Origin of the sequence: Shimia sp. R11_0 (assembly GCF_017744035.1) — a bacterium.
GTDB classification, from domain to species: domain Bacteria; phylum Pseudomonadota; class Alphaproteobacteria; order Rhodobacterales; family Rhodobacteraceae; genus Shimia; species Shimia marina.
In genome coordinates, this window is record NZ_JAGHQY010000002.1 from 291684 (window position 1) to 317053 (window position 25370).

The 25370-nt window shown below is 57.5% G+C and carries 26 protein-coding genes and 1 tRNA gene; 11 read left to right on the forward strand and 16 right to left on the reverse strand.

Annotated features, from left to right (window positions below; genetic code table 11):
- The first annotated feature begins 9 nt into the window (after positions 1 to 9).
- The 3 genes from J7382_RS05935 to J7382_RS05945 all read left to right on the forward strand — a co-directional run bounded on the left by J7382_RS05935 (position 10) and on the right by J7382_RS05945 (position 3572).
- A complete protein-coding gene (locus J7382_RS05935) occupies positions 10 to 1653 on the forward strand; it encodes a BCCT family transporter (protein ID WP_209067969.1) in 1644 nt (547 codons plus the stop codon).
- A gap of 71 nt (positions 1654 to 1724) precedes the next feature.
- Positions 1725 to 2537, forward strand: a complete 813-nt coding sequence (locus J7382_RS05940) for a crotonase/enoyl-CoA hydratase family protein (RefSeq protein ID WP_209067971.1) — start codon at positions 1725 to 1727, stop codon at positions 2535 to 2537.
- A gap of 30 nt (positions 2538 to 2567) precedes the next feature.
- A complete protein-coding gene (locus J7382_RS05945; RefSeq protein WP_209067973.1) occupies positions 2568 to 3572 on the forward strand; it encodes a GlxA family transcriptional regulator in 1005 nt (334 codons plus the stop codon).
- Between the two features lie 87 nt (positions 3573 to 3659).
- Here J7382_RS05945 and J7382_RS05950 read toward each other — a convergent pair.
- The 11 genes from J7382_RS05950 to J7382_RS06000 all read right to left on the reverse strand — a co-directional run bounded on the left by J7382_RS05950 (position 3660) and on the right by J7382_RS06000 (position 11742).
- Positions 3660 to 3736, reverse strand: a tRNA-Arg gene (locus J7382_RS05950).
- A gap of 54 nt (positions 3737 to 3790) precedes the next feature.
- Entirely contained in the window at positions 3791 to 5011 is a 1221-nt protein-coding gene (locus J7382_RS05955; protein WP_209067974.1) for a cysteine desulfurase, read from the reverse strand.
- A 1-nt stretch (position 5012) separates the two neighbouring features.
- Positions 5013 to 5594 carry a hypothetical protein gene (locus J7382_RS05960; RefSeq protein WP_209067975.1) on the reverse strand — a complete coding sequence of 194 codons (582 nt, stop codon included), beginning with the start codon at positions 5592 to 5594 and terminating at the stop codon, positions 5013 to 5015.
- Entirely contained in the window at positions 5591 to 6076 is a 486-nt protein-coding gene (locus J7382_RS05965) for a YIP1 family protein (RefSeq protein WP_209067976.1), read from the reverse strand. Before J7382_RS05965 ends, J7382_RS05960 begins: the two co-directional genes overlap by 4 nt.
- The gene (gene sufD, locus J7382_RS05970; protein ID WP_209067977.1) at positions 6076 to 7362 is read right to left on the reverse strand and encodes a Fe-S cluster assembly protein SufD; all 1287 of its coding nucleotides are present in this window, start codon (positions 7360 to 7362) and stop codon (positions 6076 to 6078) included. The genes J7382_RS05965 and sufD overlap by 1 nt, the downstream gene beginning before the upstream one ends.
- Positions 7362 to 8117 (reverse strand): Fe-S cluster assembly ATPase SufC, encoded by a 756-nt coding sequence (gene sufC / locus J7382_RS05975; protein ID WP_209067978.1) that lies wholly within the window; start codon positions 8115 to 8117, stop codon positions 7362 to 7364. Before sufC ends, sufD begins: the two co-directional genes overlap by 1 nt.
- Before the next feature lie 65 nt (positions 8118 to 8182).
- Complete coding sequence (locus tag J7382_RS05980) at positions 8183 to 8386, reverse strand: hypothetical protein (protein WP_209067979.1); 204 nt, start codon at positions 8384 to 8386, stop codon at positions 8183 to 8185.
- Positions 8387 to 8674 (reverse strand): hypothetical protein, encoded by a 288-nt coding sequence (locus J7382_RS05985; protein WP_209067981.1) that lies wholly within the window; start codon positions 8672 to 8674, stop codon positions 8387 to 8389. It lies immediately after the preceding gene.
- 3 nt (positions 8675 to 8677) lie between these two features.
- Entirely contained in the window at positions 8678 to 10201 is a 1524-nt protein-coding gene (sufB, locus tag J7382_RS05990; protein WP_209067983.1) for a Fe-S cluster assembly protein SufB, read from the reverse strand.
- 36 nt (positions 10202 to 10237) lie between these two features.
- A complete protein-coding gene (locus J7382_RS05995; protein WP_209067985.1) occupies positions 10238 to 11281 on the reverse strand; it encodes a cysteine desulfurase family protein in 1044 nt (347 codons plus the stop codon).
- Positions 11278 to 11742 carry an Rrf2 family transcriptional regulator gene (locus tag J7382_RS06000; protein ID WP_209067987.1) on the reverse strand — a complete coding sequence of 155 codons (465 nt, stop codon included), beginning with the start codon at positions 11740 to 11742 and terminating at the stop codon, positions 11278 to 11280. Before J7382_RS06000 ends, J7382_RS05995 begins: the two co-directional genes overlap by 4 nt.
- A 160-nt stretch (positions 11743 to 11902) precedes the next feature.
- On the opposite strand from J7382_RS06000, the gene J7382_RS06005 reads away from it, so the two are divergent.
- From J7382_RS06005 to J7382_RS06015, 3 genes are read left to right on the forward strand one after another with little or no spacing between them, the layout of a single operon-like run.
- Positions 11903 to 12559, forward strand: coding sequence for an alpha/beta hydrolase (locus tag J7382_RS06005; protein WP_058240859.1), 657 nt, complete (start codon positions 11903 to 11905; stop codon positions 12557 to 12559).
- A complete protein-coding gene (locus J7382_RS06010) occupies positions 12559 to 12801 on the forward strand; it encodes a hypothetical protein (protein WP_209067989.1) in 243 nt (80 codons plus the stop codon). The genes J7382_RS06005 and J7382_RS06010 overlap by 1 nt, the downstream gene beginning before the upstream one ends.
- Entirely contained in the window at positions 12798 to 13379 is a 582-nt protein-coding gene (locus J7382_RS06015; protein WP_209067991.1) for an HD domain-containing protein, read from the forward strand. The genes J7382_RS06010 and J7382_RS06015 overlap by 4 nt, the downstream gene beginning before the upstream one ends.
- A gap of 52 nt (positions 13380 to 13431) precedes the next feature.
- Here the strand turns inward: J7382_RS06015 and J7382_RS06020 are convergent, their stop codons facing one another.
- Positions 13432 to 14001, reverse strand: coding sequence for a hypothetical protein (locus tag J7382_RS06020; RefSeq protein ID WP_247744862.1), 570 nt, complete (start codon positions 13999 to 14001; stop codon positions 13432 to 13434).
- Positions 13985 to 15814 (reverse strand): glycerophosphodiester phosphodiesterase family protein, encoded by a 1830-nt coding sequence (locus tag J7382_RS06025; protein WP_209067993.1) that lies wholly within the window; start codon positions 15812 to 15814, stop codon positions 13985 to 13987. Before J7382_RS06025 ends, J7382_RS06020 begins: the two co-directional genes overlap by 17 nt.
- 255 nt (positions 15815 to 16069) lie before the next feature.
- Between J7382_RS06025 and J7382_RS06030 the strand changes: the two genes are divergently transcribed.
- From J7382_RS06030 to J7382_RS06050, 5 genes are all read left to right on the forward strand, one after another.
- Entirely contained in the window at positions 16070 to 17284 is a 1215-nt protein-coding gene (locus J7382_RS06030; RefSeq protein WP_209067995.1) for an NADP-dependent isocitrate dehydrogenase, read from the forward strand.
- Between the two features lie 151 nt (positions 17285 to 17435).
- Positions 17436 to 18065 (forward strand): YitT family protein, encoded by a 630-nt coding sequence (locus J7382_RS06035; protein WP_247744863.1) that lies wholly within the window; start codon positions 17436 to 17438, stop codon positions 18063 to 18065.
- Between the two features lie 15 nt (positions 18066 to 18080).
- Positions 18081 to 18416, forward strand: a complete 336-nt coding sequence (locus J7382_RS06040; protein ID WP_209067997.1) for an SMR family transporter — start codon at positions 18081 to 18083, stop codon at positions 18414 to 18416.
- A gap of 70 nt (positions 18417 to 18486) precedes the next feature.
- Positions 18487 to 20307 carry a translational GTPase TypA gene (gene typA / locus J7382_RS06045; RefSeq protein ID WP_209067999.1) on the forward strand — a complete coding sequence of 607 codons (1821 nt, stop codon included), beginning with the start codon at positions 18487 to 18489 and terminating at the stop codon, positions 20305 to 20307.
- A 57-nt stretch (positions 20308 to 20364) separates the two neighbouring features.
- Positions 20365 to 21489, forward strand: a complete 1125-nt coding sequence (locus J7382_RS06050) for a hypothetical protein (RefSeq protein ID WP_209068001.1) — start codon at positions 20365 to 20367, stop codon at positions 21487 to 21489.
- A gap of 3 nt (positions 21490 to 21492) precedes the next feature.
- On the opposite strand, the gene J7382_RS06055 is transcribed toward J7382_RS06050, so the two are convergent.
- The 3 genes from J7382_RS06055 to alaS all read right to left on the reverse strand — a co-directional run bounded on the left by J7382_RS06055 (position 21493) and on the right by alaS (position 25333).
- The gene (locus tag J7382_RS06055) at positions 21493 to 22275 is read right to left on the reverse strand and encodes a class II glutamine amidotransferase (RefSeq protein WP_209068003.1); all 783 of its coding nucleotides are present in this window, start codon (positions 22273 to 22275) and stop codon (positions 21493 to 21495) included.
- 20 nt (positions 22276 to 22295) lie between these two features.
- Positions 22296 to 22583: a DUF1330 domain-containing protein gene (locus tag J7382_RS06060; RefSeq protein ID WP_058240869.1), complete on the reverse strand. Its 288-nt coding sequence runs from the start codon at positions 22581 to 22583 to the stop codon at positions 22296 to 22298.
- Between the two features lie 77 nt (positions 22584 to 22660).
- Positions 22661 to 25333 (reverse strand): alanine--tRNA ligase, encoded by a 2673-nt coding sequence (gene alaS, locus J7382_RS06065; protein ID WP_209068005.1) that lies wholly within the window; start codon positions 25331 to 25333, stop codon positions 22661 to 22663.
- Positions 25334 to 25370: the final 37 nt, after the last annotated feature.

The following is a 25370-nucleotide window of genomic DNA, read 5'->3' on the forward strand; positions in this document are numbered from 1 at the left end:
GAGGAACACATGGCCCAAAAGCCACCACTAATGGAATTGCCCATCAAAACAGCCGAAGGCGGCTTCTATGATGGCTTCAGCAAGGACGTGACCATCACGGCCAAGATCTTAATCGGTGCCCTGATCATCTGGGCCGTCGCATTTCCAGACAATGCCGCAAGCGTTCTCAGCACACTCAACAGCTTTCTTCTGGCCAGTTTCGCCAGTTGGTATATCTGGGTTGTTGCCTTTTTCATCATTGTCTGCGTCGTTCTTGCCATCCTGCCCTCTACCGGACGGTTGCGTATGGGGCTGCCTGATGACGAACCAGAGTTTTCAAGCTTTTCCTGGTTCTCGATGATGTTTGGTGCCGGGATCGGCATTGGCATGCTCACCTTTGCCACCGCAGAGCCGATGTACCACTTTGCCAACAACCCTGAAGTCATTAAGGGATTGGCAGAAGGCTCTTCCGCTGAAAACGTGCGCTACGCCTACAAATGGTCCTTCCTGCATTGGGGCTTTTCGGCCTGGGCTTGCTATGCACTCGTGGGCCTTTCGCTGGGCTATTTCTCCTATCGCCGCAACCTGCCGCTGACAATTCGTTCCGGCCTGTCCCCCCTGTTTGGGTCCAGCCTGTCTGGCCCATTGGGGCATGTCATCGACATCGTGGCCGTGGTGGCAACCGTGCTTGGTGTGGCGCAGACGCTTGGCTTTGGCGTTGAACAATTTGTGGCTGGCATGCACCGCATCGGTATTGGGGACTGGCTGCTCAATGATGACGGTAAGGCCACAACATCGGCCATCATCTTTGCCCTGCTGATCATCATGGGCGCGTCCACATTGTCCGCGCTTTCCGGTGTCGGCAAAGGCATCAAATGGCTCTCCAACATCAACATGGGCCTCAGCTTCTTCTTGCTGGCCTTCTTCTTGATCTTCGGCTCTGCCTTCTTTGGTCTCAAAGCGCTGTTTGTCGGCCTGTTTGACTACATCGTGGCCCTGCCAAGCCTATTGTTCACCGTGTGGCGGCCTGATGGCACCGAGGTCGGCGATGCGCTGGCGGGCTGGCAAGGCGGCTGGTCGGTCTTCTACTGGGCCTGGTGGATTGCCTTCGCACCATTCGTAGGTGTGTTCCTTGCGCGTATCTCTCGCGGACGCACCGTGCGTGAGTATGTGCTTGGCGCGATCATCATCCCATCCGTGATGTGTTTCTTCTGGTTCACAATCGTGGGTGGCACCGCCATTGACCTGACCTTGAACGGCACCGCCGGCGATGCCATTTCCGGCGCAGGCCAGCAGGCACAGCTCTTCGCCATGCTCGATGTGATCCTCTCCAGCGGTTTCGCATGGGTCATGGCGGTCATCGTGGTGGTTCTGCTGCTGACTTATCTGGTCACCTCCGCAGACAGCGCCGTTCTGATTGTGAACACCATCAACTCAGGCGGCGACGAAGGCCCCAAAGGGCGCCCGCATATCGTCTTCTGGGGTGTGGCGCTGGCGCTGGTTGTGGGCGCGCTTCTGATTATTGGAGGGCTGGGTGCAATCCAGACAGCCATGGTCATCGGTGCCCTGCCCTTCAGCCTTGTTATGGCTTTGATGGGCGTGGCACTCGTCAAGGGCATTTTACGTGACAGTCGTCGCGAAGCCCTTGGTGTACAAAGCGTGCATACTGAGTAAAAACTTGTTTCAGGTCGGGCCCTTCGGGGCCCGCCTACCCCTTCCAACTAAACGAACTGAGGCCGCATCACATGGCGCAACACCATCCCGCCTTTTCTTTTACCAATCTCACTGTCACCCAGGATCAAGAGGATGATGGTATCTGGGTCGCCACCCTCAATCGCGCGTCCAAACGCAATGCGCTGGACGCAGCGACCATTGAGGAGCTGATCGAGTTGTTTTCCAAGGCGCCACGTCTGGGTGCCAAGGCCATTGTGCTGGCAGCGGCAGGCGATCATTTCTGCGCAGGCCTCGATCTTATCGAACATCATGACGAAGACCGCAGCCCAGCCGACTTCATGCATGTCTGCCTGCGCTGGCATGAAGCCTTCAACAAAATGGAATACGGCGGCGTGCCGGTCATCGCTGCTCTGCATGGCGCAGTTGTCGGTGGCGGCCTCGAACTGGCCAGCTCCGCCCATGTCCGCGTGGCGGATGAAACCACCTATTTCGCCCTGCCAGAAGGCCAACGTGGCCTCTTTACTGGCGGCGGCGCCACCATTCGCGTCGCCGATCTCGTGGGCAAATCCCGCATGATCGACATGATGCTGACAGGCCGCGTCTATCAGGGGCAGGAAGCCATGGACGTGGGCTTGATGCAATATCTTGTGTCTGGCTCCAGCTTTGACAAAGCCATGGAACTTGCCCGCCGTGCCGCCGCCAACCTGCCACTGTCCAACTTCGCAATCTGCTCGGCCGTCAGCCATATGCAGAACATGTCGGCGCTGGATGCGGCCTATTGCGAAGCCGTGATTGCTGGCGTGGTCAACACCCAGCCTGACGCCCGCGCCCGTCTTGATGCCTTTGCCAAAAAGACCGCCGCACGGGTTCGGCCCAACGACTAAACGCGCCTTTGTCACAGCAGAAAGCACGCCATGACTTGCCATGACACCAGACCGTTCCTGCAAGCACCGCACGCGAGCCAAGGTCCCGCACATCGGTTTGTCTTTCTGCTGCTGCCAACCCATTCACCGGCGGATGTGAGCCTCGCCATAGAGACTCTGTCTGAGGCCAATGCCGCCGGTGCAAACCCGCCTTATACATGGCAAATTCTCAGCGAAGACGGCCTGCCCCTGCGCTCGCAAAGCGGCCTTTCTCTGGCTGTGGAAGGCGGTGTGGAAGAGATTGACCTCACCGCAACCATTTTCCTCTGCGGAGGCAATCGCATGGAGGCACCGGCTAGCCAGAAGCTGCTTAACCTGCTCCGCAAAGCCACTCGATATGGTGCCACTTTGGGCGCATTGGGCAGCGGCTGTGCCATTCTCGCGCAAGCGGGCCTGTTGCCCGACAAAAAGGTGGCCGCACATTGGGCCATTTCAACGTCGATACAGGAAACATTTCCTGATCTGGATGTGCGCCAACAGGTCTATGACACAAGCAGCAAATCTCTGACCTGCGCCGGTGGCCTTGCCACGGCTGACATGTTTCTCAATGTGATTGGCGCGCAACAGGGCACAAACTGCGCTCAGAAAACGGCTGCGGCCCTCGCCTGTTCCAGTATTCGTGATCAAAGCAACGCACAAACGCTCTCCGCCGCCTGTGAAATCGGTGCCAAGAGTGTTCATCTGGTCCAAGCAGTCGAGATCATGCGCGAGAACCTCGAACACCCTCTATCCCCCACTGTGATTGCCAAAACGGTCGGCGTCTCAAGTCGACAGTTGGAGCGCCTGTTTTCAAAACACCTCGGCATGTCGCCCAAAAGCTACAGCAACAAACTACGCCTCGAAAACGCAAGACGCCTCATCCAGCAAACCAAACTGAGTGTACTGGAAGTTGCCATCGCCAGCGGTTTCTCCAGCACATCGCATTTTTCCAAACAATACCGCAAACGTTTCGGGGCCACCCCAAGCAGCGAACGCGGCATACCATCTGCGTCTTAGCGGCAGCAAACTCAATCATCGGATCTGCAAGGACCGGCCTACCAGCTTTGCGCACTCAAGCGTAACCACATGTAATTCTTGAGATAATGGCGCACCTGAGAGGATTCGAACCTCTGGCCTCTGCCTTCGGAGGGCAGCGCTCTATCCAGCTGAGCTACAGGTGCCTAGGTGCGGGGTATAGCCAGTGTCGCTACGCCCCGCAATCGTAAAATGCCCACTTAGGCAAAGAGTTCATGCGCCAGTTCCAGCGCATCAACCAACACATCTACTTCATCGGTGGTGTTATAAAGGCCAAAGCTCGCACGGCAGGTGGCGGACACGCCAAGATGCTCCATCAAAGGCCCGGCACAATGATGCCCTGCCCGCACTGCGACGCCTTTCTTGTCCAGAATCGTTGAAATATCATGGGCATGCGCCGCACCGTCCAGTGTGAAGCTAAAGATCGCCGCCTTGTCCGCTGTGGTGCCCTGCACCTGCAGCCAGTTAAGGCCCGCGAGTTTCTGCACAGCATAATCGCGCAGTTTGGCCTCATGCGCGGCGATGTTTTCCATGCCGAGGTCCATCATATACTCAAGCGCAACGCCAAGCCCGATGGTCTGCACGATGCCGGGCGTGCCTGCCTCGAATTTCATCGGCGGATCGTTGTAGATCACAGCCTCCTTGCTGACTTCCTTGATCATGTCGCCGCCACCAATAAACGGCCGCATCTCAGCCATACGCGCGGCTTTGCAATAGATCGCGCCCGACCCGGAGGGTCCATAAAGCTTGTGGCCGGTAATGGCATAGAAATCACATCCGATGTCCTGCACATCCACAGGCGCATGTACCGAGCCCTGCGAGCCGTCCACCAGAACCGCAACACCTTTTTCATGGGCGGCTTTGGTGATGGTTTTCACATCCACCATTGTGCCCAGCACATTGGAGCACTGCGTGATCGCAACCAGTTTGGTTTTGGGTCCGATGGCGTCAATCACGGCTTGGGGATCCAGCGCGCCAGTGGCATCCACATCCACCCATTTGATCACCACGCCCTGACGCTCCCGCAGAAAATGCCACGGCACGATATTGGCGTGATGTTCCATCACCGACAGCACGATCTCATCGCCGGCTTCCATACGCGGCATCGCCCAGCCATAGGCCACCATATTGATGCCTTCGGTGGTGCCGGAATTCAGCACAATCTCATCTTCGCTCTTGGCATTCAGAAACTTGGCGATGATGCCACGCACGGCTTCATATTTGTCCGTTGCGAGGTTGGAAAGGTAATGCAGCCCGCGGTGCACATTGGCATATTCCTGTTCATAGGCCCGCGTGATGGCGTCGATCACCACTTTTGGCTTTTGCGCCGAGGCCCCATTGTCCAGATACACCAAAGGCTTCCCGTTAACCTCACGGCTGAGGATCGGAAAGTCCGCACGGATTTTATTTACGTCATACATCTCAGGAAGTTCCCAGAAAGAGCGACACCAGCAGGGACGCGAAGAAAGACAGACCAATCGCCAATGCCACCATCGTGGCAGCCAGCAGCATCAGAGATTTGGCAACGCTGCCAAACCCATGCAACACGTTTACGAATTGAAGGCTGATCCAGATGCCATAAAGGCTCATGCCCAACACGACAAAAGACGCGAGGTTTGAAGAGAAGACCGCCAAAAGTAGGATCCCCGCATGGACACCGGCCTGAAACATCTGCAGCCAGCCAAAACCCAAGAGCAATTCCTCAAAGCGCGCGCGCCCGCCAACGGCCTGACCGCCCCAGAAAAGCGCGGCAACCATCGCGGTCATACGGACCATCAGGATCGCGGCAAACAACAGCGGTGCCTGATCCAGCGGGGCAAAAAGCTGCGCCAGAATGGGGAAGAGCGAAATGGTGGCAAAGGTCAGAACGGTGTTGAGCAGCACGCCCAGTCCCAGAACCTGCCAGCCGATCTCACGCGGCAAGGGCCGCCCCATCACCACCAAAGCAGCTTCGCCGGGGTCCTTGAGCGTGAGCCAGAACAGAGCACTAAGTGGATGTGTCATGCAGTTGTCTTGCCCGCCTCAATCAAGCCGGAAATCCAGATCCGCAGAAAGAACACCAGCCACAACACCCCGACGATGCTGAGCGGCACGCCTTCGCCAATAAAGCCCTCAACAAGCCCAACCAGCAGATAAAGCGGACCGGTTGCCGCCATCGCCCAGAACAGCGCAATACGGGCACCAAAGGCAGTTTGCTTGCGTCCAAACGCCCTTAAAATCAGATGGCTGACAAAGGACAGCGCATAGGCAAAGAGCGGCAGAATGAACACCAAGGCAAAGAGACTGCCCCCAAGCAAGGGGTTCAGCTCCGTCTGCGTCAAATGGGCTTCACGCGCCAACGCAGGCCAGCGCGAGACAAAAATCACGATACAGGCCGCCATGAGGATCGCAAACGCGCGATCTTCCCGCTCCCCCATATCCAGCAGACCGCGCACCACAGACCGTGGTGCGCGATAGCTTGCCAAAATGTCCAGCGTGACAGACATCAGCCGCGACGACGCTCCAGCCAACCTTCCAGACGCGCCAGAACGGAGTCCTTCAGAGTTTCGCTTTCAATCTCATCCACCGCTTCTGCCACAAAGGACATCACCAGAAGATCGGTTGCGATGTCCTTTGGTACACCGCGCGCCCGCAGATAGAACAAAGCATCCTCATCAATTGCCCCAGATGTGGAGCCATGCGAACAGGCCACGTCATCGGCGTAGATTTCCAGCTCTGGCTTGGCGAGGAACTGGCTGTCTTCATCCAGCAGAAGCGATTGGCTGATCTGATAGCCATCGGTTTTCTGCGCGCCCGGCTTCACCAGGATTTTGCCCTGAAACACGCCAATGGCCCCGTTGCGCAGCACTTTCTTGAAGACCTGACGGCTTTCACAGTTCAGCGCATCATGGGTCACAAACACCGTGTCGTCATGATGGAAATCACCATCGCCAAGGCAGGCACCGGCCACATGCGCCACCGCATCGTCCCCGGTCAACTCCAGCACAGCTTCGTTGCGGGTCAGGCGACCGTTCACTGTCAGCGTGAAGGATTTGAACACGCTTTCGGTGCCCAGACGGCCAAAGATATGGGTCACTGCGCGCCGTTCATGATCACGCCCCTGCGCACGCACATGGTGGAACGCCGCACCATCGGCCACATCCACTTCCATGACCTTATTGAAGCGCGCCGCCGCCGGGCCGTTTTCCAGCACAGTCAGCTCTGCGCCCGCGTCCAGTTTGATCACATGGTGCAAGATCGCGTCAGAGGTCGTCTCTGCATGTTTGTAGATCAGGTTTACCGGCTTGCTCACCTTGCCAGTGACATGGATCACCAGACCATCGCTCGCATAAGCCGTATTCAACGCCGCCAGAGGGCGCTGCACCGGGTCCTGACCGTTCAGTTCCAGCTTGCCATAAAGGTCTTTGGCCCAGTGAATGTCTGCGCCCGCTGCGTCCTGCAACCGTTCGATCACAAGACCTTCCGCGCTCAGATCATCCGATTGCGCAGCGTCAAAAACACCATCCACAAAGACAACTTTGAGACGTTCAATCTCATCAAACAGTGGCGCTTCGCCAGTTTCAAAGGTCGCCGCCTCTGCAACGTCGCTCTGCACCAGCGTGTCCGGACGGGTGAACTTCCAGTATTCGTCACGACGCTCCGGCAGCCCCATGTCCTTGACGCGCGCCAGAGCCGCTTCGCGGGCTTCGGTGATCCACTGACCACCCGAAGGCACCGCCATCTCTGCGAGCCGCGCCACGGCGGCCTCCTGTTTCTTTGCCAAAGCTGACATTATGCCATCTCCGCCAGAATGTCGGCATAGCCGTTCTTTTCAACTTCCAGTGCCAGCTCCGGGCCACCGGTCTTGATGATGCGGCCATCGGCCATAATGTGCACCACGTCCGGTTTGATGTGATCCAGCAGACGCTGGTAGTGGGTGATGACAAGGAAACCACGGCCTTCGTCACGCAGCGCGTTCACACCCTCAGACACCAGTTTCATCGCATCCACATCCAGACCGGAGTCGGTCTCATCAAGGATGCACATCTTTGGGGCCAGCATGGCCATCTGCAGGATCTCGTTGCGCTTTTTCTCACCACCGGAGAAGCCCACGTTGACCGGACGCTTCAGCATGTCAGCGTCGATTTTCAGGGTCTTCGCCTTGGCACGCACCTCTTTGAGGAAATCCGCCGCAGAGAGCTCTTCTTCGCCGCGCGCTTTACGCTGTGCATTCACGGCGGTGCGCAGGAAGGTCATGTTGCCCACACCGGGAATTTCCACCGGATATTGAAAGGCCAGAAACAGACCAAGCGCCGCGCGCTCTTCCGCTTCCATCTCCAACAGGTCTTCACCGTCCAGCGTCGCTGCGCCGTCAGTGACCTCATAGCCGTCTTTGCCGGACAGAACATAAGACAGAGTGGATTTGCCAGAGCCGTTCGGGCCCATGATCGCATGCACCTTGCCCGCTTCCACTTTGAGATCCACACCTTTCAGGATCTGCTTGTCTTCATCTTCCAGTTTGACCTTCAGGCCTTTGATTTCCAACATTTTCTATTCCTTCGCGTTTCCTCAGGCGCGCACGCCCGGTCATATCTTGTTCGTGGCGCCCGTCGTCAGGCGCTCATATATGTGATCAGCATCATCACGCCCATTGCGACAATTCCGCAGACAGCGGAGGTCACAAAGACCGATCCGCCAATCAGACCTTCGGAGCTGCCAGAGCGCTTACGGCGCAGACCAAAGCCCACAGCAGAGCCAAGCGCGATCCCCGCGCCCACACCTGCGGATTGCTGCATCAGAGCGTGAATGGTTTCCATTTACTTTTCTTCCATCCTTCTGACCTTTGCTTTCAGAGTTGCTCGATTTTCCTGTTTCAATCGCACCAATGGTCGATGACCAAAAATCCAAGCAAGCAACAATGAAGGAAAAAGCCCCAAGAACCAAACAATCGGTTCGACAACCGAAATTCCAAAGAGCAAATCGATACCTGCTACGCCGAGCAACGCAAGAAAAGGTGCGGAAAACACTAGTTTTTTCAGCGCAAAGTTAGCTTCTTGCTGTAACATCTCGCGATGCTCGTTGATCAGGTCTTGCTCCATGGACATGCTTTACCCCACAGAGCCTTCCAGCGAGATCGCCACAAGCTGCTGTGCTTCCATGGCAAATTCCATCGGCAGCGCCTGAAGCACTTCCTTGGCAAAGCCATTCACGATCAGCGCCACGGCCTCTTCCTCGTCCATGCCGCGCTGACGGCAGTAGAACATCTGCTCATCATCCACCTTGGAGGTGGTCGCCTCATGCTCCACGCGGGAAGAGTTGTTCTTCACTTCAATATACGGCACCGTATGGGCCCCACATTTGTCGCCAATCAGCAGACTGTCACATTGCGTGTAATTCCGGCTGTTCTTGGCTTTCGGGTGCATGGACACGAGACCGCGATAGGTGTTCTGCGCCACACCTGCACTGATGCCTTTGGACACGATCCGCGACTTGGAGTTTTTGCCCAAGTGGATCATCTTGGTGCCGGTATCGGCCTGCTGGTGGTTGTTGGTGATGGCAATCGAATAGAACTCGCCCTGGCTGTCATTGCCACGCAACACGCAGGACGGATACTTCCAAGTCACCGCAGATCCGGTTTCCACCTGTGTCCACATGATCTTGGAGCGATCGCCCCGGCAATCCGCGCGTTTGGTCACAAAGTTGTAGATACCGCCTTTGCCGTTCTCATCACCGGGGAACCAGTTCTGAACGGTGGAGTATTTCACTTCGGCGTCTTCTTCGATGATGATTTCCACCACGGCGGCGTGCAGCTGGCTGGTGTCGCGCTGAGGCGCGGTGCACCCTTCCAGATAAGACACATAAGAGCCTTTGTCTGCGATGATCAGCGTGCGCTCAAACTGGCCGGTGTTTTCCGCGTTGATCCGGAAATAGGTGGACAGCTCCATCGGGCAGCGCACACCCGGCGGTACGTAAACAAACGAACCGTCAGAGAAGACAGCGCTGTTGAGCGTCGCATAGAAGTTGTCACTCACCGGCACAACAGAGCCGAGGTATTTCTTCACCAGCTCGGGATGCTCACGGATCGCCTCGGAGATCGAGCAGAAGATCACGCCCGCCTCTTTCAGCTCTTTCTGGAAGGTTGTGCCCACGGAAACGGAGTCAAACACCGCATCCACAGCCACCTTGCGGCCTTCCGCAGGCGCATCCTCGGCACCTTCAACACCCGCCAAAATCATCTGCTCTTTCAGAGGGATACCAAGCTTTTCGTAAGTTGCCAGAAGCTTGGGGTCCACCTCATCCAGAGACTTGGGCTTTTCTTCCATGCTCTTGGGGCGCGCATAGTAGTACTGATCCTGAAAATCCACCTCAGGATAGTCCAGCATCGCCCAATCGGGTTCTTCCTTGGTCAGCCAGCGCTGATACGCCTCCAGCCGCCATTCGGTCATCCATTCCGGCTCTTCATTCTTTTCGGAAATCAGGCGCACAATATCCGGCGTCAGCCCCTTGGGGGCATATTCCATCTCAATTTCGGTTTCCCAACCGTATTTGTATTTGCCGCCCATTTCGCGGACGGCATCCACGGTCTCCTGATCGACGCCTTCTTTTACTTGCGTCTGGTCGATTGCGGCCATGAGCTACTCCTGTATGTTCGCTAGGCTCACACGCTCTTATGCGGAGCGGGCAAGATGTTTCCCGTGAATGGACAGCCATTTGTCGGCAAATCCCATCACGTCCTGTTCTGTAGTTACGGGTCCAAGACTGACCCGGATCGCGCTTGCGGCTGTGGTTTCATCAAACCCCATTGCGGTCAAAACCTTGCTCGCCCGGACTTTGCCGGAGGAACAGGCTGACCCGGCAGACACCGCATAGCCTGCCAAATCCATTTGCATCACCTGCGTTTCCCCTTTCCAACCGGGGGTGGCAATGCAGCTTGTGTTGGGAAGACGCTTGGCGCCCTGTCCCACAAAGATGGTGTTGCCCGCGCCCTCTGCAAGGCGGGCTTCCAACATATCGCGCAATTGGGCGACACGGTCCCACACCCCATCAGCCAGATCGCGCGCCGCCGCCGTCGCCGCCGCGGCAAACCCTGCTGCGCCAATGATATTTTCGGTGCCAGCACGGCGGCCCATCTCTTGGCCACCGCCGCGCAGCTGCGCCGCAATATCGGTGCCACGCTTCACCACCAGCGCGCCAATGCCTTTGGGGCCGCCCAGCTTATGCGCTGAGATCAGCGCCATCTGCGCCCCGCTCCAGTTAAAGGCCACCGGCAGCTTGCCAAACGCCTGCGTCATGTCGCTCACCGCGATCCCTTCGGGCAGCTTTTGCACCACACCGGTTTCGGAGTTCGCCAATTGCACACAGCTCGCCGCAGGGGCGCTGATCACAATTGCGCCATCACGGCCCACCGCAAGATCCGGGGTCACCCAGGCCCCAACTGCATCGTGCTCCACATCTGCCGCATGCAGCTCGCGCCCACGCAATGCAAGCGCCGCAGACTCCGTCGCGCTGGAGGTGAAAATCACATCCGCCCCATCTGCGCCAAACGCGCTGGCGATCTCTGCGCGCGCCTTCTCAAGCAGGCTCTTGGCCGCACGCCCTTCCGCATGCACCGAAGACGGGTTGCCCGCCACATCCATGGCCGCAATCATCGCATCTCGGGCTTCCGGTCTCAGCGGCGTTGTCGCGTTATGATCAAGGTAGACGCGCATCACCCTTCTTCGTCGACAACGGCAAACAACGTTGGCACAGCCGGACAAGGCGCCAGATCATTCTGCACGATGTCAGACAGGCGGGTCTGATGCAAAAACACATAAACATGTGCAGACAGCCCCTCCCACAGACGGTTCGCCATGGATTGTGCCCGTGATCCGCTAGAGCCGCCACTTGCACCCGCGCCAGTGTGCAGCGCAGAGACGGTTTCATCAACGGCCGCCAGAATATCCGCCGTCCGAATCTCAGAGGCCGCTCGCGCCAAACGGTAGCCCCCCCCCGGTCCGCGCACCGATTCAACCAACCCCGCACGGCGCAGCTTCACAAAAAGCTGCTCAAGGTAGGGCAAGGAAATATCCTGTCGCTTGGCAATTTCATTCAGGCTCACGAGGTTCTCAGGGGGCTGAAGTGCAATATCAGCCAATGCAACGACCGCGTAGCGGCCTTTTGTTGACAGTTTCATCACACTCCCCTTCGAATTGATTGACCTCAGCCATCACTGTGCTTAAGTCGCTAAGACCCGTTTCACGCATCCGCAGGAAACGATTTAGAAGCGTTCTAAGATGACTGCGCAAATTCGTCAAGAATAGCAGGCCATCTTTTCAGGGAGAAAAGCGACAAACATGCCTGAGGTGATTTTTCCAGGACCAGAAGGCCGCCTCGAAGGCCGTTACCACCCACAAAAAGAGCGGGACGCGCCGATTGCCATCGTGCTGCATCCGCATCCGCAATTTGGCGGCACCATGAATAACAAGGTGGTCTACAACCTTCACTATGCGTTCTACAATATGGGGTTCACCGTTCTGCGGTTCAACTTCCGTGGCGTGGGCCGTTCACAAGGCGAGTATGATCAGGGCGTTGGTGAACTGTCTGATGCGGCATCCGCACTCGATTACCTGCAATCCATGAACAACAACTCCAAGCACTGCTGGGTTGCCGGTTTCTCCTTTGGGGCTTGGATTGGCATGCAGCTGCTGATGCGGCGTCCGGAAATCACGGGGTTCATCTCGATTGCGCCTCCGGCCAATATGTATGACTTCTCCTTCCTGGCCCCCTGCCCCAGCTCCGGTCTGATCCTCAACGGCACCAATGACCGTGTGGCCCCGCCAGCGGAGACCCACAATCTCGTCGGTAAGCTGCATGAGCAGAAGGGCATCACAATCACCCATACGGAGATTGAAGGTGCAGGTCACTTCTTTGAGACCGAAGAGCATATGGACCAGATGACAGGCCACGTCACCGACTACGTGAAACGCCGCCTGACGGAGAACAGCCGCTGATGAGCACATTGGAGGCGCTGGCCGCCAAGCTTGCCGAAGACACCATGAAAGCTCAGAAAGAGCTGGGTGACGAACGCCTGTTCGTCGAGGTGGGCAACATTCTGGCCGCGTCCTCTCAATCACTCGAAGAGGCCTATCTCACAGAGGTTCGCGTGCGCATGTCCGAAGAGAAGGCGCGCGCGTTTCTCATCAACAAAGTCAAAGCGGCCCGCGCCGCCAAAGCCGCCACAGACACCCCATGACAGATCGCCTTGATCGCCAACTGGCGTTTCTGACAGAAGCAGACAAGCTCAAATCCGTATATCGCGCCACGAAAGTGCTGGATGGCCACCGCAAAGAAGACAGCGGCAGCCACAGCTGGCACATCGCGCTCTATGCGCTCATCCTTCAGGAACATGCCAATCGCGACATCAACATCGACCGCGTCATTCGCATGCTGTTGATCCATGATCTGGTGGAAATTGACGTCGGCGACAGCCCAATCCACGGCGATCATGACATCGCTGCCATGGAAGCCGCAGAAAGCGCGGCAGCGGATCGGCTGTTTGGCCTGTTGCCGGAGGATCAAAGCCGGGATCTGCGCGCGCTCTGGGAAGAGTTTGAAGCGGCAGAAAGCGACGATGCCGTCTTTGCCAAATCCATCGACCGTGTGCAGCCGGTGATTGGCAATCTGGAAACTGATGGCGGCACTTGGCCGGAATACAATGTCACACGTGAACAGCTCGAAGACCGCGTCGGATGGAAAGTTGCCAAAGGCGCGCCTGCGATCTGGGACCATCTGAAAGCCCGCATCGCCACGTGGTTTGCCGCGCGCAGCTAGTTTTACTGCGCGCCCAAGCCATCTCTCAGCAACAAGCCCTCACCAACAACCATTACCAACACTGGGGCCAGCCATAGCCCCAGCGCCATGACAGCCCTGAACAGGGCAATCCGCCAAGGCGTACCGCATCATACATGCGATCCGCCGTAAAGCTGATTGCGGCCTGCACGGTTGCCTCTGACCAGTCATATTGCACAGCCAGCGCCGCGCTGTCCGCTTCCCCCACATCGCGCACGCACTGACGCAGCGCCTCATCCGCCGTCAGCCTAGCAAAATAGCTTGCCTCCGGCGTCGGGTCAGCCCCGCCCAGATGATAGGCCTGATCATGCACCACACAGCAGTCATGCCAAGGCGCTTGGTTTTCAAACACCTCATAAAACCCCGGAAACTGCAGCGCCAGCGCCTCCCAAGCGGCCGACATGCCGCCGGAACAGCCATCTGTTGTGAACGGCAGCAGTGACACGCCTGCTTCGGTGCGCGTGGCTTCCAGCCGGCTGTGCCGCCAAATCTCCACCTTCGCAGCCAGCGGCTGGGCCTCACGCGCCTCCGCAGACACCATCTGCACAGGCATCACAACGCCCAGACATGCCAGAAGGACAGCCAGATCAGCTTTCACTGTCATCACGCTCTGGCAAATCAAGACCAATCCGTCCGGCCAGTCCCAGCACAAGCCGCTCAACCCCGCTCAGCGTGCGTCGATCCGCCAGCACTTGACGCGCCAGCGCAGGTTCATCGGTGATCAGCCCATCCACGCCAAAGGACAACATGCCAGACATCGACAAGGCGTCATTCACAGTCCAGACATAGACTTTCTTGCCAACCTCCTGCGATGAGCGCACCAACCGCGTGGAGATGGTCGCGCTGTTCACCGCAAGGAAGTCTGCATCCAGCTTCCACATATTTCCCAGCGAGGCCGAGGCCAGCAGGCCAATGGTCCAATCCGGGCGCAGGGTGCGCATTTTCTGCACCGCATCATATTTCAGGGACATGATCTTCACCTGATCCTGCATCCCGGTTTCCTCAACAATGTCCACCACCCGCTGCTCCAGCATCTCGTCGTGGCCATAGTATTTCAGCTCAATGACAACGCCCGCCTTATCCTTCGCGGCCAGCAAAACGTCTTTCAAAAGCGGCGTGCGCTCCGCAGCATAAGCGGGGTCATACCAACTGCCGATGTCGATCTCTTCCAGATCCGTGAGCGTGGCATCCCAGATTTTCAGCGGGTTGCCTGCCACTTTCATAAAATCGCTGTCGTGGATCACCACAACCGCGCCATCACGCGTTTCCTGAACGTCGATTTCAACCCAATCCGTCTGATCTTCGATCGCCTTGAGCACAGAGGCCATGGTGTTTTCAGGGCGCGCGCCAGCGGCCCCGCGATGGGCGATCACCGCCACCGGCCGTGCGCTGTCAACAGCCATGACACCCGCAACACCCAAGCCACCCAGCACGCTGACACCCAGCGCAAGCATCACGCACATGATGAGCAGTACACGCGGCATCCGCGCCGCCTTCTGCACACCAGAGCGTGGCCAATCTGCCTCTTCCATAAAGCTCACCGCCAGCGCACCGGTTGTGAAAGCAGTCAAAAAGAGGTTCAAAAGCGCCCACACACCTGTCGACAAAAGCAAGAAAACCGCCACACCACGCAGGCCAAAGGGCATAAATTCAAGCCCCAGTTGCAACAGCATGCCAACTGCGGCCAGCAGCAACAGGCTGATCACCCCGCCCATCGCGGCCCAGATCACCAATTTGCTCAGAAACTGCACCCTGCGCCCCTGCATGCGCTGCTGACTTTCACGGATCGCCTCACGCGGAGACAGCCCGTCAAATACAACCAGCGGCACAGACAGCACCCACCCCAGACTGCGCCAGATCAGCAAAACAGTCAAAGCGGCCAAAGCCCCGCCAATCACCATCACCGCCTGCCGAAACTCCGGCGGATGCTGGCTGAGGTAATAGTTGATGTCATGCTCTGTCAGCCAATAGACAAACGCCGCACCGGCAATCGCCAGAAACGGCACCGCCATCACCAAGACGCGCAGCGCAAGCTGCACCCCAACCCCAAAAACCGCAGGCAACCGCGGCAAAACCAGAGACACACCGTCCCAGAGATCATGCGACTTGGCTTGATGATCGCGCAGCGCAACCGCCATCATCAAAGACACATCCAAAACCAGAAGCACAATAAACAGGCCAGCCATGGTCAACCCAGCGAGCAGCCCCACAGGCGACAGCAGAAACACGGCAATGTCAAAATCCGCCAGCGCAGGTTTGCCGGACAGTTTTAAGGCCACAAAAACCGTCAGCGCCATCAATGGCGCAAAGATCGAAGCCATAAGAATATTGAAGATCACATGCGTCTTCACAAATGGCAGTCGCAATCGCCAGGCCAGTTTGTAGTGCTGTAAAACGTCAGAAACAGTATGGGCCATAAGATCCTCAAAAATATACAGTTGGCACAACCCTACCGGCAGTTGACACCGGGGTCGAGCCATCACCCGCTCTCGCCTGCCCCGCGTCCCGAAAATCGCACCGCTCCAAAACGGGCAATCGGTTGTTAACCTCCCATCAGTAAGCCAACGTCAACCACAAGGACAACAATTCGGTATACAATCGCATACATTGCTTTCCTTTCTGTTGAATTTCCCTTAGGACACCCTCACTGACTCGGTGCACAGGAGACCCCCATGACCAAGATCAAAGTTGAAAACCCCATCGTCGAAATGGACGGCGATGAGATGACCCGCATCATGTGGCAGTTCATTAAAGAGAAGCTGATCCTGCCCTATCTTGACCTCGATCTGCTGTATTATGATCTGGGCATCGAGGAGCGTGACCGCACCGAAGATCAGATCACCATCGACGCCGCCGAGAAAACCAAAGAGGTCGGCGTGGCGGTGAAATGCGCCACCATTACCCCCGATGAGCAGCGCGTCGAAGAATTCGGCCTCAAGAAGATGTGGCGCAGCCCCAATGGCACCATCCGCAACATCCTTGGCGGCGTTGTCTTTCGCCAGCCGATCATCTGTCAAAACGTGCCCCGTCTTGTGCCCGGCTGGACCTCCCCCATCGTCGTGGGCCGCCACGCCTTTGGCGATCAGTACAAAGCCACCGATTTCACTTTCCCCGGCGCGGGCAAGCTGACCATGAAATTTGTCGGCGAAGACGGCACCGTGATCGAAAAAGAGGTCTATGACGCCCCATCCGCCGGTGTCTATCAAGCGATGTACAACCTCGACAGCTCGATCATCGACTTTGCACGCGCCTCGCTCAACTACGGCCTCAACCTTGGCTGGCCGGTCTATCTCTCCACCAAGAACACCATCCTGAAAGCCTACGACGGCCGCTTCAAGGATCTGTTCCAGAAGGTCTATGAGGAAGAGTTTGAAGAGAAATTCAAAGCCGCCGGCATCTGGTATGAGCACCGCCTGATCGACGACATGGTCGCCTGCGCCATGAAGTGGAACGGCAAATTTGTCTGGGCCTGCAAAAACTACGATGGCGATGTGCAGTCTGACACCGTTGCACAGGGCTTTGGCTCGCTCGGTCTGATGACCAGCCAACTGATGACGCCGGATGGCAAGATCGTGGAAGCGGAGGCCGCCCATGGCACCGTCACCCGCCACTATCGTCAGCACCAAAAAGGCGAAGCCACCTCGACCAACTCGATCGCCTCCATCTACGCATGGACCGGCGGTCTGAAGCACCGCGCCAAACTCGACAACAACGCCCCCCTGCGCACCTTTGCTGAGACACTGGAACATGTGATCATTCAAACCGTGGAGAGCGGCCATATGACCAAAGATCTGGCTTTGTTGGTTGGCCCGGATCAGGGCTGGCTCACCACCATGGGCTTCCTTGAAAAGGTCGATGAAAACCTCAACAAGGCGCTCGCGGGCTAAGCCCATAGTCCGAAGTCCATGCAGGGCGCCCTTCTCGGGCGCCTCGCTATTCCCCGACCAGCTCAAACTTCAGTCAAAGTCGCAGCTTTGAGCTATTCTCATAGCTGCTATGCGCCTCACGCACTGGACACCCTGCCCCTCGCTGTCGCACATGCTCCCTATGGTTAGCTTTCTGGACTCCCCCACCCCCGAACATCACAGCCTGTTTGAAGACATTCAGGGGCTGATCGTTGGCACGCTGCTGGTGTCGCTCGCGGTCACCTTTCTGCAAAACAGCAGCCTGTTCACCGGACAGATCGCTGGCTTGGCTCTGGTGGCCAGCAAAGCCCTCGGCGTGCCTTTTTCCGCGCTCTTCTTTCTATTCAACCTGCCCTTCTATGTCATCGCTTACGTTCGGATGGGGTTGGCCTTTACACTGAAAACCTTCCTTGCGGTGGGGCTCATGTCTCTGTGGACCTATCTGATCCCCAGTTTTCTGACCATTTCCCAACTGACCCCACTGGTCGCTGCCATCCTCGCTGGCGTGACCGCTGGCTCCGGTCTGATCGCCCTCTTTCGCCACGGCGCCACATTGGGCGGCGTTGGCATCGTGGCGGTCTGGCTGCAAGACACCAAAGGCATCAAAGCCGGATGGGTGCAACTTGGGTTTGATTTTTGCGTCTTCGCGCTCGCCTTGTCGTTTTTTGACATGCACGCAGTCGTCTTTTCGCTGATTGGTGCGGCAATCACCAATATCATGATTGCAACAAATCACCGGCGCGATCGCTATATCGCGCGCTGACTTTCAGGACGCCCAATGCCCAAAGCCTATCTGATCCTCATGATCGCCGTTGTGTTTGAAACCATCGGCACTGCCGCGCTTCAGGCCAGTCAGCAATTCACTAAACCGATCCCCTCCATCATTGTGGTGGTCGGCTATGGTCTGGCCTTTTACATGATGGCGCTCACCCTGAAGTTCTTGCCGGTGGGCATCACCTACGCGGTCTGGTCCGGGCTTGGCATCATCTCGATTTCCGTGATCGCCTATTTTGCTTTTGGTCAAAAGCTCGACTTGCCTGCCGTGCTCGGTCTGGGCCTCATTGTTGCCGGGATCCTCATCATCAACCTGTTTTCCAAAACCGCTGTGCACTAAAGCGCATTAAAGGGCTGGCCTTTTGCACCAACCCACGTTAGGGCGGGCCCGAACAGGAAAGGCTGCCCTTATGGATCTTCGCAATATCGCCATCATCGCCCACGTTGACCACGGCAAAACCACCCTCGTGGATGAGCTGCTGAAGCAATCCGGGGCATTCCGTGAAAACCAGGAAGTGGCCGAGCGCGCCATGGACAGCAACGATCTGGAGCGCGAACGCGGCATCACGATCTTTGCCAAGCCCACCTCCGTGGAGTGGAAAGGCACCCGCATCAACATCGTGGACACCCCCGGCCACGCCGACTTTGGCGGCGAAGTGGAGCGTATCCTGAGCATGGTGGACGGTGTGGTTCTGCTTGTGGACGCGGCCGAAGGCCCGATGCCACAAACCAAATTTGTGACCTCCAAAGCGCTCGCGCTGGGTTTGCGCCCCATTGTCGTTCTGAACAAAGTCGACAAGCCAGACGCCGAGCCGGATCGCGCGCTGGACGAGTGTTTTGACCTCTTTGCCTCGCTCGATGCAAACGACGATCAGCTCGACTTCCCGCACATGTACGCCTCTGGCCGCAATGGCTGGGCAGATGCAGAGCTTGATGGCCCGCGCAAAGACCTTCATGCGCTTTTCAACCTGATCGTGAACCACGTCCCTGCGCCCAAGCAGGTGACCCGTCAGGACGAAGACTTCCGCATGCTGGCCACCACGCTGGGCGCGGACCCCTTTGTGGGCCGCATCCTCACCGGTCGTGTGGAATCTGGCACTTTGAAAGTGGGCGCAACCGTTCAGGCGATCTCCCGCATCGGCCAGAAAATCGAACAGTTCCGCGTCACCAAAATTCAGGCCTTCCGCGGTCTGGCGCAGCAGGACATCGAAGAAGCCCAGGCAGGCGACATCGTCTCCATCGCGGGCATGGCGAAAGCCACCGTGGCCGACACCATCTGTGCGCTGGCCGTGGATGAGCCGCTTGAAGCGCAACCAATCGATCCGCCCACCATCACCGTGACCTTCGGCATCAACGACAGCCCTCTGGCTGGTCGCGACGGCAAAAAGGTACAGTCCCGTGTGATCCGGGATCGTCTCTACAAAGAAGCCGAGTCAAACGTCGCGATCAAAATCGCTGACACGCCCGGTGGTGAAGCCTTTGAGGTGTCTGGCCGTGGCGAACTTCAGATGGGCGTTCTGATCGAAAACATGCGCCGCGAAGGCTTTGAGCTGTCGATCTCCCGTCCGCAAGTGATCATGCGCGAAGAAAACGGCGTGCGCATGGAGCCGGTTGAAGAAGCCACCATCGACGTGGATGACGAATACTCTGGCGCGGTGATCGAAAAACTCACCGGCGCCCGCAAAGGCGAGCTGGTTGAAATGCGCCCAGCCGGTGCTGGCAAAACCCGCATCATCGCCCATGTGCCGTCCCGTGGCCTGATCGGCTACCACGGTGAATTCCTCACCGACACCCGCGGCACCGGCGTTCTGAACCGCGTGTTCCACGGTTGGACAGAATTCAAAGGCGCCATCCCGGGCCGTCGTGCAGGCGTGCTGATCTCCATGGAAAACGGCACCTCCGTGGCCTATGCGCTGTGGAACCTCGAAGATCGCGGCAAGATGATGATCGGCGCTCAGGCGGATGTCTATACTGGCATGATCATCGGCGAGCACTCCCGCGACAACGATCTCGAAGTGAACCCACTCAAAGGCAAAAAGCTCACCAACGTGCGCGCCTCCGGCTCTGACGACGCCGTGCGTCTGACCACGCCAATGGTGCTGTCTCTGGAAGAGGCCATCGCCTATATCAACGACGACGAACTGGTGGAGGTCACCCCCAACAACGTGCGTCTGCGCAAACGCTACCTCGACCCGCACGAGCGTAAGCGGATGGCCAAAACCTTCCAATAAATGAGAAAGCCCCGACATGCGTCGGGGCTTTTCTTTTTGCACATTTAAAACTTCCTGTTGAGCACAGCGAGAATTTCGCTGAACATCGAAATCACATCTTTTGGTCCGGTGATTGAGGTTGCGATGTTTGTTCGAATAGTCCTTTTCGTCCTTGGTCTTATGGCCGCCACCGTCTCAAGTGCTCAGGCACAGACCGAGGGCTTTGGACACGACCACAGCTTAGAACACTTATCGCCTATAGCCGAACCGCAGAAAGTGGGCGTTGGTATCCAGATCGATCAGGTCACATTTGTAGATCAGCAATCCGAAAATTTCGGCGTCGTCGGAACGCTTTTTCTAAAAGTCGACTACCCGGAATTCGCGTTTGATCCCGAAACCTACGGCTCAGAGTATAAATCATACAGCCTCGACGCCTTTCGCGCGCTTTTGCAGGATCAGGGAGTGCTGGCACCCTATTTTATCTTGCGCAATCAGCAAGGCCGCCGCTTCACCCAACAAACCTCCGTGCTGGTGAAAAGCACAGGGCGCATCACCTATGCGGAACGCTTCACCGCGACACTGCAAGCGCCGCATTTCAATTTCAGACGCTATCCCTTTGATACACAAGAATTCTATATTGAGGTCTCGTCCCTTTTGCCCAGCGAATTTGTTGAATTCTATCCACTCGAAGAAGAAACCGGCATGGGCGATCTGCTTGGCGAAGAAGAATGGATCCTCCGTAACCCCAGCAGTGCCGCCTCAATTGTGCCCGGTATTGCGCAACGTGACACCTCTATGGTCGCGCTGCGGTTTGAAGGCACACGCCATGTGCAATACTATATTCTCCGCATCATTCTGCCTTTGGTGATCATCCTCTTCGTCACCTGGGCCACCTTCTTTCTCGAAGAATACCGCCGCCGGATTGATATGGCCTCAGCCAATCTGCTGGTCTTCGTGGCCTTCAACTTCGCCATCTCCACCATGCTGCCCAAACTCGGCTATCTGACGTTCATGGATTCGCTTCTCGTAGGCATGTTTGTCATCACAGGATCCACCGTGCTCGTGAACATCCTGCTGCGCCGCATGAAAACCACAGGGCGTGAGGCTCTGGCGCGTAAGATAGACACCTATTTGGTGATCTGGGTCTATCCCATCCTCCATGCCGTGTTCTTATTCTGGGCCGTGAAGTTCTTCCTGCTCTAACCTTTAGAGCAACGCCTCAAAACGCTCGATCTCAAAGCTGCCGTCTTTGTGGAACCGGCAGAAAGACCCAGCCGGGATCGCCTCCCAACCATCCTCTGCCGCCACCAGCGGCTCACTGACCACTGCGCGGCCTTTGCGGCTATCACTTTCACGATGATAGATCGTGGGTGCCCGCTCATCGGACGCATAGCGCACCGCATAAAGCGTCTCGCCATCCGAAAAAGCCGCCGCAAGCCGCATATGAGGCGTTGTACCCCGCTCCCGGCTCATGCGCTGTAAAATGCCAACGGCAATCTGCATGGCCTCTTTCGGATTGTCCTGAAGACCTTCCGTAAGCCCAAGCAGGAACAGCACTTCACTGTCCGTGGCGCCCTTGCGCTCCTGATACAGGCTATCGGGGATCAGCATATCCGCGCGACGGCGGAAAAGTTCAAAGCCGCCCACCTGCCCATTGTGCATGAAAGACCAGTTGCGCACCGCAAAAGGATGGCAATTGTTGCGACTGGTCGCCGTACCTGTTGAGGCCCGCACATGGGCCAGAAACAATCCGGATTTCACCTGCGCTGTGATCGATCGCAAATTGGGATCAGACCAGGCTGGGTGGGTATCGCGATAGATCCCCGGCTCGGGGCGACTGTCATACCACGCCAGACCAACGCCATCGCCGTTGGTCTGGGTTTTGCATTCCGTCGCCTGAATGCTTTGCTGGATCAGAGAATGATCTGGCCGTGTGACAACATCTTCAAGATAACAAGGTGCCCCAATATAGGCGGCCCAACGACACATGCGGCCTCACTCCTCTGGTCTTAGTCGGTGGTTTCCACCACCATCAATTCGCGCTCACTTGCGCCACGCGCATGGTTCAGCGCCTCTTGGTATTCCGGGCTGTGGTAACAGGCCACGGCAGTATCCACATCGGGGAATTTCGCCACCACATTGCGGGGGCGTTCCTTGCCTTCCAGCTGCACAAATTTGCCGCCACGGGCAATGAACTCACCGCCATGTTTGGCAATGGCTGGCCCAGCAAGTTCAGCATATTTTCCATAAGCGTCCGCGTCTGTCACGGTCACATGTGCAATCCAAAGGGCACCCATCTGGCTCTCCAATTCTGTTGTCCTGCGCGACACTCTAAACGAAGTGCCGCACAGGCCAAGCATTATTGACCAAATGGTCAGCCTGCGATCACCGCTTCGGCAGCCGCAAAGGCTTCCTCTGCTTTGGAGGCATCTTTGGCACCGCCCTGCGCCATATCCGGACGGCCACCGCCGCCCTTGCCACCCAAGGCCCCCACGGCCGCGCGCACCAGATCCACGGCGCTCAGGTCGCCTTTCAGATCATCGGTCACGCCCGCAGCCACAGCCACTTTGCCATCTGTGTCCGCAATCAAGAGCACCGCACCGCTTTCCAGACGCGCCTTATGCTCGTCAATCAGCGGCGGCAGGTCTTTGCCAGACACGCCAGAGAGCACCTGTGCAAAGAATTTCACACCGTTGATCTCTTTGGCTTCCGGGCCCGCGCCCTGACCAGCACCGCCAGACATCGCCAGTTCACGGCGCAGGGTCGCCACCTCGTTTTGCAGCGCTTTACGCTCATCCAGAAGCGCTTTCACACGGTCCACGATGTCAGCAGGCTGTGCCTTCAATGTGCCGGCCACTTCGGCCACCCGTTTGGCTTCACGCTCCAGATGGGCAAAGGCCACTTCACCGGTCAGCGCTTCGATCCGGCGCACACCCGCAGAGGACGCGCTGTCAGACAGCAGCACAAACACACCGATGTCGCCGGTCTGTTTCACATGGGTGCCGCCGCAAAGCTCCAGCGAGTAGGTGTCGCCGTTCAGCCCTTTGCCGGTCAGCGCCTGCCCCATAGAGACCACACGCACCTCATCGCCATATTTCTCGCCAAACAGAGCCTGTGCGCCCATTTCGCGCGCATCATCGGGCGTCATGATCCGGGTTTCTACAGCCGTGTTCTGGCGAATATAGGCATTCACCTCAAGGCCAACCTTGCTCAGTTCCTCTGCGCTCAACGCCTTGTTGTGGCTGAAGTCAAAGCGCAGACGATCATCAGCATTCAAAGAGCCGCGCTGCGCCACATGCTCGCCAAGCGCATTGCGCAGCGCCTCATGCAGCAAGTGTGTCGCCGAGTGGTTGGCACGGATAGACGTGCGACGGCTGTGATCGACGATCATCGCCACCGGATCCCCTTTGGAAACCCCGCCACGCGCCACGGTCACCTTATGGGCAATCAACTTGCCGTCGGCAAACTTCTGAACATCAGAGACATGCGCGAGGTGATCGCGGTTTTCCAGACGCTCCACCAGACCATGGTCCGCCACCTGACCGCCGCTTTCGGCATAAAACGGCGTCTGGTTCATCACCAGCCAGCCCTCTTCGCCTTCCGCCAGCGCATCCACCAGCGCCCCGTCTTTCAGGATCGCCTGCACCTGACCTTCGGCGGTCTCGGTGTCATATCCTAGGAACTCAGACGCGCCATTGTCCTCAGCAATATCAAACCAAATCGCATCTTCGGCCACATCACCGGAGCCCACATGCGCCGCACGCGCCTTGGCCTTCTGCTCTGCCATCGCCGCATCAAACCCGTCGGTATCCACCGCGCGGCCCTTTTCGCGCAGCGCATCCTGCGTCAGATCCAGCGGGAAGCCATAGGTGTCATACAGTTTGAAGGCCGCCGCACCAGAGAGCGGCGCACCGTCGTCCAGCCCGTCCAGCTCATCATCCAGCAGCTTCAGACCACGGTCCAGCGTCGCTTTGAACTTGGTCTCTTCCTGCTTCAGCGTCTCTTCGATCAGCGCCTGTGCCTGACCCAGCTCTGGATAGGCTTGGCCCATCTGCTGCACCAGCGATGGCACCAGCTGATGCATCACAGGATCTTTTGCCCCGAGCAGGTGCGCATGGCGCATCGCGCGGCGCATGATGCGGCGCAGCACATAGCCACGGCCATCGTTGGACGGCATCACACCATCCGCCATCAGGAAGGAGGTGGAGCGCAGATGGTCCGCAATCACGCGGTGGTGCACATTCTGCTCGCCATAAGGATCAGTCGAGGTCACATTGGCGGAGGCCTCAATCAGCGCTTTGAACAGATCGGTGTCATAGTTGTCGTGGCTGCCCTGCAGCAACGCGCCGATCCGCTCCAGCCCCATGCCGGTGTCGATCGACTGCATGTCCAGCGCTTTCATCGAGCCGTCTTCAAACTGCTCGTTCTGCATAAACACCACGTTCCAGATCTCGATGAACCGGTCACCATCTTCCTCAGGGGAGCCGGGAGGGCCGCCCCAGATGTGCTCGCCGTGGTCATAGAAGATCTCGGTGCAGGGGCCACAAGGGCCAGTTGGCCCCATCTGCCAGAAGTTGTCGTGTGTCGGAATACGGATGATCCGATCCTCAGCCACGCCCATTTTCTTCCAGATCTCAAAGGCTTCATCGTCTGTATGATAGACAGTGGTGTAAAGCTTATCCTTCGGAATTTCGAATTCCTTGGTGATCAGCTCCCAGGCAAAGGGGATCGCCTCTTCCTTGAAGTAGTCCCCAAAGGAGAAGTTGCCGAGCATTTCAAAGAAGGTGTGGTGGCGTGCGGTGTAGCCCACATTGTCCAGATCGTTGTGCTTGCCGCCGGCGCGCACACATTTCTGCGACGTGGTCGCGCGTTGATAGTCGCGCTTTTCCACCCCGGTGAAGAGGTTTTTAAACTGCACCATCCCCGAGTTGGTGAACATCAGCGTCGGGTCATTGCGCGGCACCAATGGGCTTGAGGCCACAATCTCATGGCCCTGTTTGGCGAAGTAATTCAAAAAGGTCGACCGAATGTCGTTTAAGCTGGCCATGGGGGTCTCTCAACCTGTGCGTTTTGATATCGCAGCG